Origin of the sequence: Bordetella genomosp. 9, from assembly GCF_002261425.1 — a bacterium.
In the GTDB taxonomy this organism is placed as follows: Bacteria; Pseudomonadota; Gammaproteobacteria; order Burkholderiales; family Burkholderiaceae_B; genus Bordetella_C.
The window spans coordinates 1,428,322-1,441,784 of the sequence record NZ_NEVJ01000003.1 but is presented as its reverse complement, the minus strand read 5'-3'; the positions used below and the strand labels follow the sequence as shown (position 1 = coordinate 1,441,784).

General features: G+C 67.4%; 7 protein-coding genes. 5 read left to right on the top strand and 2 right to left on the bottom strand.

Annotation, left to right across the window (positions count from 1 at the left end):
- Nucleotides 1–67: 67 nt before the first annotated feature.
- The gene (locus tag CAL26_RS17630; RefSeq protein WP_094848116.1) at nucleotides 68–847 is read right to left on the bottom strand and encodes an SDR family oxidoreductase; all 780 of its coding nucleotides are present in this window, start codon (nucleotides 845–847) and stop codon (nucleotides 68–70) included.
- 272 nt (nucleotides 848–1,119) lie between these two features.
- On the opposite strand from CAL26_RS17630, the gene CAL26_RS17625 reads away from it, so the two are divergent.
- Both CAL26_RS17625 and hrpA read left to right on the top strand, forming a co-directional pair.
- A complete protein-coding gene (locus CAL26_RS17625; protein WP_094848115.1) occupies nucleotides 1,120–2,916 on the top strand; it encodes a DUF342 domain-containing protein in 1,797 nt (598 codons plus the stop codon).
- Between the two features lie 37 nt (nucleotides 2,917–2,953).
- On the top strand, nucleotides 2,954–6,931 hold the full coding sequence (gene hrpA, locus CAL26_RS17620) for an ATP-dependent RNA helicase HrpA (protein ID WP_094848114.1): 3,978 nt from the start codon (nucleotides 2,954–2,956) through the stop codon (nucleotides 6,929–6,931).
- Nucleotides 6,932–6,964: 33 nt separating this feature from the next.
- Here the strand turns inward: hrpA and lpxO are convergent, their stop codons facing one another.
- A complete protein-coding gene (gene lpxO / locus CAL26_RS17615) occupies nucleotides 6,965–7,864 on the bottom strand; it encodes a lipid A hydroxylase LpxO (RefSeq protein WP_094848113.1) in 900 nt (299 codons plus the stop codon).
- 141 nt (nucleotides 7,865–8,005) lie between these two features.
- Between lpxO and dnaE the strand changes: the two genes are divergently transcribed.
- From dnaE to CAL26_RS17600, 3 genes are read left to right on the top strand one after another with little or no spacing between them, the layout of a single operon-like run.
- Nucleotides 8,006–11,506 (top strand): DNA polymerase III subunit alpha, encoded by a 3,501-nt coding sequence (dnaE, locus tag CAL26_RS17610; protein ID WP_094848112.1) that lies wholly within the window; start codon nucleotides 8,006–8,008, stop codon nucleotides 11,504–11,506.
- Nucleotides 11,503–12,603 carry a glycosyltransferase family 4 protein gene (locus CAL26_RS17605; RefSeq protein WP_094848111.1) on the top strand — a complete coding sequence of 367 codons (1,101 nt, stop codon included), beginning with the start codon at nucleotides 11,503–11,505 and terminating at the stop codon, nucleotides 12,601–12,603. Before dnaE ends, CAL26_RS17605 begins: the two co-directional genes overlap by 4 nt.
- Before the next feature lie 11 nt (nucleotides 12,604–12,614).
- Complete coding sequence (locus tag CAL26_RS17600; RefSeq protein ID WP_094849939.1) at nucleotides 12,615–13,463, top strand: polysaccharide deacetylase family protein; 849 nt, start codon at nucleotides 12,615–12,617, stop codon at nucleotides 13,461–13,463.

Sequence of the window (13,463 nt, the reverse complement as noted above, 5' to 3'; positions counted from 1 at the left end):
AAGCCGTAAAACGAAGTAGGGCGGCCAGGCGTAACCTGGGTTGAATCGCGAAATTATAGTGATCGCGCTACAGCGTGCCTGGATAGGTTCCGCCGTCCAGCACAAGATTCTGGCCGGTCATGAATCCGGCGCGGGCGCCGCACACGAAAGCGCAGGCGTCGCCGAACTCCGCCGGGTCGCCCAGGCGCCGCGCCGGAACCGTCATCCTGCGCGCTTCCAGGATGTCCTCGACCGACTTGCCGGTCTTCTGCGCCGTGGCGATCGCGGTGCCGCGTAGGCGGTCCGTCTCGAACGGACCGGGCAGCAGATTGTTGATGGTGACGTTGTGCTCGGCGACCTGCCGCGCCAGGCCGGCGACGAAGCCGGTCAGGCCGGCCCGCGCGCCATTGGACAGGCCCAGGTGGTCGATGGGCATCTTCACGGCCGCCGACGTGATGTTGACGATGCGGCCGAAGCGGCGCTGGATCATGCCGTCGATGGTGGCCTTGATCAACTCGATGGGCGCGATCATGTTGGCGTCCAGCGCCTTGATCCAGTCGTCGCGCGACCATTCGCGGAAATCGCCCGGCTTGGGCCCGCCGGCGTTGTTCACCAGGATGTCCGGCTGCGGACAGGCCGCCAGCAGGCGCGCGCGGCCCTCGGCGGTGGTGACGTCAGCGGCCACGGTCGTCACGGTGGCGCCGGTTTCGGCGCGGATCGCGGCGGCGGCTTCTTCCAGCGCATCGGCGCCGCGCGCCGACATCACCACCCGCACGCCTTCGCGCGCCAGCGACAGCGCGCACGCGCGGCCCAGGCCCTTGCTGGATGCGCACACCAGCGCGGTACGGCCCTCGATACCCAGATCCATGTAACGACTCCTAGACGATGGAGGGGGATACGATGCTGACGGAAAGCTGAATCTTTCTCCCGACGGCAGGCGTGTCCCGGTAGCTAAGGAAAAATTACCTAATTTTTAGAAAAAAAGGGTCGCAACTTGAAGTTTGCCCGTTAATATTTTGAAATACGCGCTGAGCCCTTTCTGTCGACACGCATGAACCCTTCGGGTCCAACAATGATTCCAAGCCGACACGAAGACACGCCGTCGTCTGCGCGTCGGTAATTTCTCGAGGATACACGGCAGTGACGCAATCCTATTGGTTGACCCTGGATCCTGCTACCCGTGAGCTGCGCGCGGGATTTCGAGCCGCCGCGGCGGCGGAGCCGCCCGACAGCGACATGCTTCAGGCCGCCCTGGCGGCGCGCGGCTGGACACCGGATGCGCTGGATAGCGCGGCCGTGGCCGGCTTCCTGGCGCGCTGCCAGGAAGCCGCGGCGCGCATCAGCGCGGACGCCCTGCGCGAAGCCGGCACCGCCGTGGCGGCTGCCTCGTCCGCCGTGCAGGAAGTCTCCGGCGAGCTGGCGGCGATCGAGTCCAATGCCGCGCGGCTGGGCGCCGCGCTGGAACTGATGGACCACCACGAGCCGGACGCCACGCCCGCCGCCGCGGATCTCGGCGACGGCGTTGTCGAAGCGGTGATCGGCGAGGTCGTCGATGGCGCCTTCGAGCTGACGGTCACCGAAGACAAGCTGCAGGTCTACCTGACCCTGCATCCCGCCCGGGGCGGCCGCGGCATCCAGCTGGGCGACGTGCGCGCCGCGCTGACGCAGCAGGGCATCGTCTACGGGCTGGATGAGCAGCTGCTGCTGCAGACGGTCGAAGGCGGCGTGGCGGAAGACGTCCTGATCGCCTCGGGCATCCCGCCCAAGGCGGGCGCGCCCACCCGCTTCGAAAGCCTGCTGGCGCGCCACGCGGCCGCCGACGTGGACGAGAACGCGCTGGTCGACTATCGCTCCATGGGCAGCCTGGTCCTGGTCAAGGCCGGCATGCCGCTGATGCGCCGGATTCCCGGCACGGCGGGGACCGATGGCATCGACGTCTATCGCAATCCCGCGCCCGCGCCCGCGCCGGAAGACCTGCCCTACGACGACCACCTGACGGGCGTCGTGCGCGACCCCAACGATCCGGACGTGCTGGTCGCCGCCATCGACGGCGCGCCTTCGGTCTTGCCCTGCGGCGTATCGGTGAACCCCGTCGTCGAAGTGGACGCGGTCAACCTGAACTCCGGCAACATCAATTTCGAAGGCACCCTGCAGGTACGCGGCGACGTCACCACCGGCATGTCGGTCAAGGTCAGCGGCGACGTGCTGGTCAGCGGCACCGTGGAAGCCGCGCACATCGATGCCGGCGGCAACGTGGTGGTCAAGGGGGGCATCATGGGCGCGGCCGAAGGCGCCACCACCGGCGAACCCACCACCCGCCTGGCGCAGGTGACGGCGCGCGGCTCGGTCAAGGCGCGCTTCATCGGCAATGCCTCGATCAACGCCGGCAAGGACGTCCAGGTCGAAAGCGAGATCCGGCAGAGCGAGGTGAACGCCGGCGATACGGTGACCGTGGGCGCGAAGGGATCCACGCAGGGCAACATCAACGGCGGGCAGGTGCGCGCGCTGCGCGGCGTACGGGCCGCCACGCTGGGCACCATGGCGGGCGTCAAGACCATCATCCAGGTCGGCGTCAATCCGCATGCGCAGGCGCAGAAGGAAGCCTTGCAGCGCACCCGCAAACGGCTGCAGGAAGAAAAGGGCAAGCTGGAGCAGTTGCTGATCTTCCTGCGCAAGAATCCGGAAAAAGCCGCCAATGGCATCGGCGAGCGCGCCGTGCAGACCCACGCCAAGCTGGTCAAGGATCTGGCCGGCGTCGATGCGCGCGAACGGCGCCTGTCCGCCGACGACACCGTCGCCGAAGACGCCGTGATCCACGCGTCGCGCAAGATCCATGGCGGCGTGGAGCTGCAGGTGGTCAATCGCCATGAATCCGTGACCGAGGACCTGCCCGGCGGCACCGCCAAGCTGTCGGACGGCAAGCTGATCATCCGCTAGCGGGGAGGGCGGTCCCGCGAAAACTATAATCGCGGAAATGACCGTCAAGCCTCAAACTCCCTCCCGGCGCGGCCGGGGCGCGCCCGGCGCGGCCGCGCCTTCCGGGTCTGCATCGCCAGCATCGTCCGCAACGGCGGCAACCGCCGCATCGCGTGCAACCGCCGCGTCCGCGGCCAGGCCCGCCGCCACGCCGCGCGTCATCCCGCCCATCCGCTATCCCGAAGACCTGCCGGTCAGCGCGCGGCGCGACGAGATCGCGCGCGCCATCCAGGAACATCAGGTGGTGATCGTCAGCGGCGAAACCGGCTCGGGCAAGACCACGCAGCTGCCCAAGATCTGCCTGGACCTGGGCCGTGGCCGCACGCGCATGATCGGCCACACCCAGCCGCGCCGCCTGGCCGCGACCTCGGTGGCGCGCCGCATCGCGGAAGAGCTGGACACCCCGCTGGGTGAGATCGTCGGCTACCAGGTGCGCTTCAACGACCGCACCGGCCCCAATGCCGCCGTCAAGCTGATGACCGACGGGATCCTGCTGGCCGAAACGCAGCGCGATCCCCTGCTCAAGCGCTACGACACGCTGATCATCGACGAGGCGCACGAGCGCAGCCTGAACATCGATTTCCTGCTCGGCTACCTGAAGCGCGTGCTCCCGCGCCGGCCCGACCTGAAGGTCATCATCACCTCGGCCACCATCGACGCCGAACGCTTCGCCCGGCACTTCGCCGCCGGGCCGGAGCGGCCCGCGCCGGTGATCGAAGTCTCGGGCCGGCTATACCCCGTCGAAGTCCGCTACCGCCCCGTCCGCCCGGAAGAAACCGAAGAAGAAGCCGCCTCCCGCTCGGCGCGCGAACGTGCCGGCGACGAAGAACGCGACCTGGTCGACGCGATCGTCGACGCCGTGGACGAGTGCGCGCGCCACGGTCCGGGCGACGTCCTGGTGTTCCTGCCCGGCGAACGCGAAATCCGCGAGGCTTCCGAAGCGCTGCGCAAGCGGCATCCCGCGGGCACTGAAGTGCTGGCGCTGTACGCCCGCCTGTCGCAGGCCGAGCAGGAACAGATCTTCCGGCCGCGCGGCAGCGGCCGGCGCGTCGTCCTGGCCACCAACGTCGCCGAAACGTCGCTGACCGTGCCGGGCATCCGCTTCGTCGTCGACAGCGGCCTGGCGCGCGTCAAGCGCTACTCCTGGCGCAATAAGGTCGAGCAGCTGCGCATCGAAGCCATCAGCCGCGCGTCCGCCAACCAGCGCGCCGGCCGCTGCGGCCGCGTCGGTCCCGGCGTCTGCATACGGCTGTATGACGAGGCCGACTTCAACGCCCGCGCGCCCTTCACCGATCCCGAGGTGCTGCGTTCCTCGCTGGCGTCCGTGATCCTGCGCATGAAGTCGCTCAAGCTCGACGATATCGAGGACTTCCCCTTCGTCGAAGCCCCGCCGGGCCGCGCCATCGCCGATGGCTATCACCTGCTGCAGGAGCTGGGCGCGATCGAGGCGGTGCAGCGCACCGAACCTGACGAGGCCGACGGGGGCGACGGCGCCGGTCCCGCCTACGCCCTGACCCGCACGGGCCAGGAACTGGCGCGCCTGCCGCTGGATCCCCGCATCGGCCGCATGATCCTGGCGGCGCGCGAACATCAGTGCCTGACGGAAATGCTGATCATCGCGTCGGCGCTGTCGATCCAGGACCCGCGCGACCGCCCCATGCAGGAAAAGGAGGCCGCCGAAAACGCCCACGCCAAGTTTGCCGACGACAAGTCGGAGTTCCTGTCCTTCCTGAAACTGTGGCGCTGGTACGGCGAACAGGTGCAGCACAAGGCGTCCCAGCGCAAGCTCGTCGGCCTGCTGCGGCAGAACTTCCTCTCGCCCCTGCGCCTGCGCGAATGGCACGACGTGCATACGCAGCTCGCCTCGGTGGTGGGCGAGCAGGGCTGGCGCCTGAACCAGACCGAGGCCACCTTCGAACAGATCCACATGGCGCTCCTGAGCGGCCTGCTCGGCAACATCGGCTACAAGAGCGACGAAGGCGGCCATTACCAGGGCGCGCGCGATATCCGTTTCTACATCCACCCCAGCTCGCGCATGGCCAAGAAGGCGGGGCGCTGGATCATCGCCGCCGAACTGGTGGAAACCACGCGCCTGTACGCACGCTGCGTCGCGCGCATCGAGCCCACCTGGATAGAACGGGCCGCCGCGCACCTGCTGCGCCGCAACTGGTCCGACCCGCGTTGGGAAAAGAAAGCCGGGCAGGTGGTCGCCAATGAGCGCGCCACCTTGTACGGCCTGGTCATCTACGCCGGCCGCCGCGTGCACTATGGCCGCATCAATCCACAGCATGCGCGCGAGCTCTTCATCCGCGAAGCCCTGGTGCCGGGCGAGATCGACACCCGCTTGCCCTTCGTCGCGCAGAATCGCCGCCTGATCGCGGAGATCGAAAAGCTGGAACATCGCGCACGCCGGCCCGACATCCTGGTCGACGAGGCCCTGATCGTCGCCTTCTACGATCGCCAGATACCCGCCGGGATGAGCCAGACCGCCACCCTGGAAAAGTGGTACGCCGGCCTGGACAAGACCGCCGCCGACGCGCTGCTGCTGACGCGCGACGACCTGATGCGCCACGAAGCCGCGGGCATCACTACCGAGGTCTTTCCCAAGAAGGTGGAATGGCAGGGCGTCACCATGGCGCTCGACTATCACTTCGAGCCCGGCTCGCCGCGCGATGGCGTGACGCTCGCCGTGCCGCTGTTCGCGCTGAACCAGATCGATCCGCAGCGCTGCGAATGGCTGGTGCCCGGCATGCTGAAGGAAAAAGTCCAGCTGCTGCTCAAATCCCTGCCGCAGAAGATCCGCCGCCACTGCGTACCCTTGCCGGACTATGCGGCCGGTTTCTACGACCGCTGGTTCGACCGCCTGGGCGACCCGCAGCAAGGCCTGCTCGACGCGCTGGCCGCCGACATGTGGCAGCAGGTCCAGGTGCGCCCGGCGCCGGCCGACTTCAAGCTGGAAACCCTGCCGGCACACCTGTTCATGAATTTCCGCGTGGTGGACGAGCACGGCCGCATGCTGGCCGCCGGCCGCAACCTGGCGTCGCTGAAGGCGGAATTCGGACGCCAGGCGCAGGCCGATTTCCAGCAGTTGGCCGCGCGCGACACGCAGGTGGCGCAGGCGCTGGCCCAGGATGGCCTGACGACCTGGTCCTTCGGCCCGCTGCCGGAAATCATGGAGATCAAGCGCAAGGGCCAGTCCGTGATCGGTTATCCCGCCCTGGTGGATCGCGGCACCCATTGCGACCTGGACGTCTTCGACGATCCGGACGAAGCCCGCCGGCACCACAAGGCCGGCCTGCTGCGGCTGTTCCGGCTGGGCCTGCGCGAGCAGATCAAGTTCCTGGAAAAGAACCTGCCGGACCTGACCCGCATGAGCATGCTTTTCATGCCGCTGGGCAGCCAGGAAACGCTGCGCGACCAGATCATCGATTGCGCACTGGAGCGGGCCTGCCTGGCCGAACCCTGGCCGGTCGACCAGGAAGCGTTCGAAGCCCGCCGCCTGGAAGGCAAGGGCCGCCTGGGCCTGCTGGCGCAGGAAGTGGCGCGGCTGACCGCCGCCGTGCTGACGGAATGGGCAGCCCTGCAGCGTAAATTGCCGCAGGCCAAGGGCCACGCGGCCGCCTATGCGGATCTGCAGCAGCAGATCGGCGCGCTGGTGCCGCCCAGTTTCCTGCGCGACACGCCGTACGCGCAGCTGGCGCATTTCCCGCGCTACCTGAAGGCCGCCGTCGCCCGCGTCGACAAGCTGCGCGCCGATCCGGCGCGCGACCAGCGGTTGATGGCCGATATGGCGCCCTTGCTGACGCAATACCAGCGCGCCCGCGCCGCCTTGAAGGGCGCGGCCGATCCGCGGCTGGACGAATTCCGCTGGTTGCTGGAAGAGCTGCGTGTCGCGCTGTTCGCGCAGGAATTGCGTACGCCCGTGCCGGTGTCGGTCAAGCGCCTGCAGAAGTCATGGGAATCGATGCGCCGCTGAACCGGCGTTGCCGCCGGGGCGCCACCCGGCCGGTCAGATCCAGACGAAGGCACCGACCACCAGCACCACCAGGCCCCACTTGATGGCCTTGTAGAGCGGCCGGTTCCAGGCCTTGAAGCGCTTGCGCACCTGGTCCATGCGCCAGTGCGCATGCGTCAGGCGGTTGATCGCGCCGGTCTTGTCGCCGTCGTCATTCGGCGAACTGGCGGCCGACATCACCACCCGGCCGAACCAGCCGTTGAAGGCTTCGGCCCAGCGCCAGCGCAGCGGCCGTTCCACGTCGCAGAACAGGATGATGCGGTTCTGGCCGGACTGGTTGTGGGCTTCGTGGATATAGGTTTCGTCGAACACCACGCCTTCGCCATCGCGCCAGCTGTAGCGTTCGCCGTCCACGTCGATATAGCAACGGTCGTCGTTGGGCGTGGCCAGCCCCAGGTGATAGCGCAGCGAACCGGAAAACGGATCGCGGTGCGGATTCAGTTTGCCGCCGTCCGGCAGTTCGGCGAACATCGCCGCCTTGACCTTGGGCAGCGTCTTGAGCAGGGCCACCGTGCGCGGACACAGTGCTTCGGCCGACGGGTGGCGGGCGTCGTACCACTTCAGGTAGAAGCGCTTCCAGCCGTATTTGAAAAAGGAATTGAAGCCGATGTCGTCGTGGCGTTCCGCCGCCTTGATGCGGCGCAGCTCGGCCATCTGCAGCGCTTCGTCACGAATGATTTCCCAGTTGTCCTGCAGCACCTGCAGTTCCGGGATTTCGCGCGCCGACACATAGGGCGTGGTGGGGACGCGCGAAGCCAGCACCATGAAGGCGTTGACCGGAGCCAGAAGCACCGAATGGTCCAGGAATACGCGCGACCAGGCCAGGCGCACGCGGCCGCGATAGTGCCCGTACAGGATGGATGCCAGCCAGATGCCGGGGATCAGCCATTTCATAGCCATTTCATGACGCAAGACGCGGAAAGTATCGGGTAACCGCCTATTCTTGCACAGCTGGCGCCGCGATGACACCCGCGGGGCGGCGGAAAGTGGTCCGGGACGGTCCGGCGGGGCGGTCCGCTGAGTACAATCGCGGTCATGTCAGAAGAAGCCGTCATCGCCCCGTCCCCGTTTGTCCATCTGCGCGTCCATTCCGAGTTTTCGGTGGTGGACGGCACCGTCCGTATCTCCGACCTCGTCAAGCGGGCGGCCAAGCTCGGCCAGCCCGCCGTCGCGCTGACGGACCTGTCCAACCTGTTCGGCCTGATCAAGTTCTACAAGGCCGCGCGCGGCGCCGGGATCAAGCCCGTCGCCGGCTGCGACATCTGGCTGACCAACGACGACGAGCGGGACAAGCCGCACCGCATGCTGGTCCTGGTGCGCAACCGCGAGGGCTACCTGCACCTGTGCGAGCTGCTGTCGCGCGCCTATCTCACCAACCAGCACAAGGGCCGCGCCGAAGTCCGGCGCGAATGGCTGCAGCAGGCCACCGGCCTGATCGTGCTGTCGGGCGGCCGGGCGGGCGACGTCGGCCAGGCGCTCGAAACCGGCAATATCGCGCAGGCGCAAGCCCTGGCGCGCCAGTGGGCCGAGACGTTCCCGGACGCCTACTACATCGAACTGCAGCGCGCCGGCATGGACGGCGACGAAGCCTATGTCCAGGCCGCCCTGCGCCTGGCGGGCGACTGCAGGCTGCCGGTGGTCGCCACGCATCCCATCCAGTTCCTGGACAAGCATGAATTCCAGGCGCACGAGGCGCGCGTCTGCATCGCCGAAGGCGAAATCCTGGCGAATCCGCGCCGCGTGCGCCGCTTCACCGCCGACCAGTACATGCTGGACAGCGACGAAATGGCGCGGCGCTTCGCCGACGTGCCCTCGGCGCTGGCCAACACCCTGGAAATCGCCCGCCGCTGCAACCTGACGCTGGTCCTGGGCAAGCCGCGCCTGCCGAATTTCCCGACGCCGGAAGGCGTGACCCTGGACGACTATCTGGTCCAGCTGTCCGAGCAGGGCCTGGAAAAGCGCCTGCAGTTCCTGTTCCCCAACGAAGAAGAGCGCAACGCCAAGCGCGACGCCTACTTCGAACGCCTGCGCTGGGAGTGCAAGACCATCATCCAGATGGGCTTCCCGGGTTACTTCCTGATCGTGCAGGACTTCATCAACTGGGGCAAGAACAACGGCGTGCCGGTGGGACCGGGCCGGGGTTCGGGCGCCGGCTCGCTGGTCGCGTACGCCCTGGGCATCACCGACCTGGATCCCATCCGCTACGACTTGCTGTTCGAGCGCTTCCTGAATCCGGAGCGGGTGTCCATGCCCGACTTCGACATCGACTTCTGCCAGGACAACCGCGAACGCGTCATCGACTACGTCAAGGAAAAGTACGGCCGCGATGCCGTCAGCCAGATCGCCACCTTCGGCACGCTGGGCGCCAAGGCGGTGGTGCGCGACGCCGGACGCGTGCTCGACATGCCGTACCTGTTCTGCGACGGCCTGTCCAAGCTGATCCCCTTCAACCCGGCCGATCCCTGGACCCTGGAACGCACGCTCAAGGATGAGCCCGCCTTCAAGGAGCGCTACGAACAGGAAGAAGAAGTGCGCGGGCTGGTCGATCTGGCGCAGCCGCTGGAAGGCCTGACGCGCAACATCGGCATGCACGCCGGCGGCGTGCTGATCGCGCCCGGCAAGCTCACCGACTTCTGCCCGCTGTACTGCCAGCCCGGGCAGGAAAACAGCGCCGTGTCGCAGTTCGACAAGGACGACGTCGAAGCCGCCGGCCTGGTCAAGTTCGACTTCCTGGGCCTGCGCAACCTGACCATCCTGGATTGGGCCGTGCGCTACGTGCGCCAGTTCAACGAGAACAAGCGCGACTTCGACATCATGGCCGTGCCGCTGGACGATCCCGCGGCCTACAAGGTGCTGACCGACGCCAACACCACCGCCGTGTTCCAGCTGGAATCGCGCGGCATGAAGGAGCTGCTGAAAAAGCTGCGGCCCAATACCTTTGAAGACGTCATCGCCATGCTGGCGCTCTATCGCCCCGGTCCGCTGGAATCGGGCATGGTGGACGACTTCGTCAACCGCAAGCACGGGCGCGCTCCGGTCGACTACTTCCATTCCGACCTGGAAAGCACGCTCAAGAGCACCTACGGGGTCATCGTCTACCAGGAACAGGTGATGTTGATCTCGCAGATCTTCGGCGGCTACTCGCTGGGCGGCGCCGACCTGCTGCGGCGGGCCATGGGCAAGAAAAAGCCCGAGGAAATGGCCAAGCACCGCGAGCTGTTCCAGCAGGGCGCCGCGGCCAAGGGCCACGATCCCAACCTGGCGGTCAAGCTGTTCGACCTGATGGAAAAGTTCGCGGGCTACGGCTTCAACAAGTCGCACTCGGCCGCCTACGCGCTGATTTCCTACCAGACGGCCTGGCTCAAGGCCTACCATCCGACGGAATTCCTCGCCGCCACCTTGTCGTCCGATATGGACGATACCGACAAGGTGCAGACCTTCTGGCGCGATGCCAAGGACAACGGCGTGGAAGTGCTGCCGCCGGACGTCAATGCGTCGGGCTATCGCTTCGAACCCGTCGCGGACGAACGCACCGCCAAGGGCCTGCCGCCGCGCACCATGCGTTATGGCCTGGGCGCCGTCAAGGGCACCGGCCAGAGCGCCGTGGAAGACATCGTCCGCGCCCGCCAGGAAGGCGGCCCGTTCCGCGACCTGTTCGACTTCTGCCGCCGCGTCGACAAGCATTCGGTCAATCGCCGCACCATCGAGGCCCTGATCAAGGCCGGGGCCTTCGACGGCATCGAGTCCAACCGCGCCGCGCTGCTGGCTTCCGTGCCCACCGCGATGGAAGCCGCCGAACAGGCCGCGCGCAGCGCCAACCAGGTCTCGCTGTTCGGCGATGACGACGGCAGCGACGTCGTCGCCAGCGAACTGGCCAAGGTGCCGCCTTGGAACCTGCACACGCGCCTGACCGAAGAAAAGTCGGCGCTGGGCTATTACTTCAGCGGCCATCTGTTCGATGCCTGGCGCGACGAGGTCCGCCGCATCGTTCCCATGACGCTGGCGCGCCTGGAACCGCAGCGCGAACCGCAATGGATGTGCGGCGTGCTGTCGGGCGTGCGCGCCATGATGACGCGGCGCGGCAAGATGGTCTTCGCGGTGCTGGACGACGGCACGGCCCAGGTGGAAATCTCCATCTTCAACGAGCTCTACGAAAAGCATCGCAACCGGCTGCGCGAAGACCAGCTGCTGATCGTCCACGGCAAGGTCAGCAATGACGAATACTCCGGCGGCATGCGCATCGTCGCGGAATCGCTGTTCGACCTGCAGCTGGCGCGCGAGGCCCGCGCGCGGTCGCTGCGCATCCGCCTGAACGGCAATGCCGATGCGGAACACCTGCGCAAGCTGCTCAATCCCTACCGCGCCGAACCGGAAAACGGCATACCCGGCACGCCGGTGGAAGTCGTCTACACCCGCGGCAATTTCCTCTGCACGGTGCGGCTGGGCGAGGATTGGCGGGTCCGCATGGCCGACGCGCTGCTGGACCGCCTGAACGAATGGACCCGCCCGGAAGGCGTGGAGATCTCCTACTCATGACACCTCTACGCATCGTCCATTCCGAGGCCGCGGTGGCGTTCGGCGGGCAGGAGCATCGCATCTTCAAGGAAATGATCGCCATGCGCGAGCGTGGCCATCACATGGAAGCCATCTGCCAATCGCGCGCGCAGCTGGTCAAGCGGCTGGGCGACGAAGGCTTCAAGGTCCACCAGGTCGACATGGACGGCGTGCCGAATTATTTCAAGGGCATCGCCGCCATCCGCCGCATCCTGCGCGAAGGCCGGTTCGACGTGCTGAATACCCATAGCCGCCGCGACACCGTGATCGCGGCGCCGGCGGCGCGCATGGCCGGCACGCCGCTGATCGTGCGTACCCGCCATCTCGCCAGCAAGGTCGGATCGATGTGGTCCTACACCATACTGCCGCACCGGGTCACCACCGTCAGCGACCATGTGCGCGAATACCTGATCACGCGCGGCGTGCCGCGCGAGCGCGTCGCCACGCTGTATTCGCCCATCGTGCCGCCGCCGCCCATCGAGAAATCCACGCTGCGCGACGAACTGAACCTGGCCGATACCGATATCGTCGTGGGCTGTGTCGCCGTCATGCGCCCGGCCAAGGGCCATATCGCCCTGATCGATGCCATGCGGCCGCTGATGGCCACGCGGCCCAACCTGCACCTGGTGTTCGTGGGCAGCGGTTCGCCCACCTTCGAACGCGTGCAGGCCTACATCGGCGAACTGGGCCTGGAGTCGCGCATCCATCTGATGGGAACGCGCCGCGACGTCCCCAACCTGCTGGCCGGCTTCGACCTGTTCGCGCTGGCCACCGAACAGGAGGCGTCCGGCACCGTGTATGTCGAAGCACAGGCCAGCGGCCTGCCGGTGGTGGGCACCAATGTGGGCGGCGTTTCCGAAATGTTCCGCGACGGCGTCAGCGGCTTCCTGGTGCCGTCCAAGGACCAGGCCGCGCTGACCGAGGCGCTGCGGCGCCTGATCGACGATCCGGCGCTGCGGCGCCAGATGGGCGACGCCGGACGCCGCATGATCCGCGAAGAAGGCATATTCTCGCCGCAGCGGCTGGCGGAACGCACCGAAATCATCTACCGCAAATGGCTGGCGGAGCGGCGGCGATGAAGCCACAGGGCCTGCGTCGCGCGCACAACGTGCCGGTGCTGATGTACCACCACGTCACCCCCGCGGGCGGCATGATCGCCGCCACGCCCGCGCATTTCGAAAGCCAGATCGAACGTCTGGCGCGGGACGGCTACACCGCCTTGACGGCCGATCGTTTCGCCGCCCACCTGGCCGGCGAGCCGGCCCCTGAAAAGTCCGTGCTGATTACCTTCGACGACGGCTATCTGGACAACTGGGTGCACGCGCATCCCATCCTGCATCGCTACGGCATGCACGCCGTCATGTTCATCGTCACCGGCTGGATCGGCGACGGCCCGGCCCGGCCGGTGGCGGGGCAGGCGGGCGCGCCGCCCGTACCCGACCATGCCGCCTGCAAGGCCGCGATCGCCGACCAGCGCGCCGACCAGGTCATGGCGCGTTGGAGCGAGATCGAAGCCATGCGCGCGGCCGGCACCTTCGAGTTCCACAGCCATACGCACACCCACACGCGCTGGGACAAGGTCTGCGGCGACGATGGCGCGCAAAAGCGCGACCGCATCGCCGAAGAACTGCGTCAGTCGCGTGCCGTGCTGGCCGATCGCCTGGGCGAGCACAGTCCGCACCTCTGCTGGCCGCAAGGCTATTTCGACGCCGACTACCTGGAAGCCGGCCGCCAGGCGGACTTCCGTTATTTCTACACCACCGATGCCCTGGGCCAGAACGTGGCCGGCGGGGATCCCGAACACATCTACCGTTTCGCGGTGCGCGATCAGCCGGGCCGCTGGCTGGCGCGGCGGCTGTGGCTGGGCGGCCATCCCTTCTGGGGCCCGCGCTACCACGCCTGGAAGGCCTGGAAACGCCGTCTCAGGGGACGCGCATGA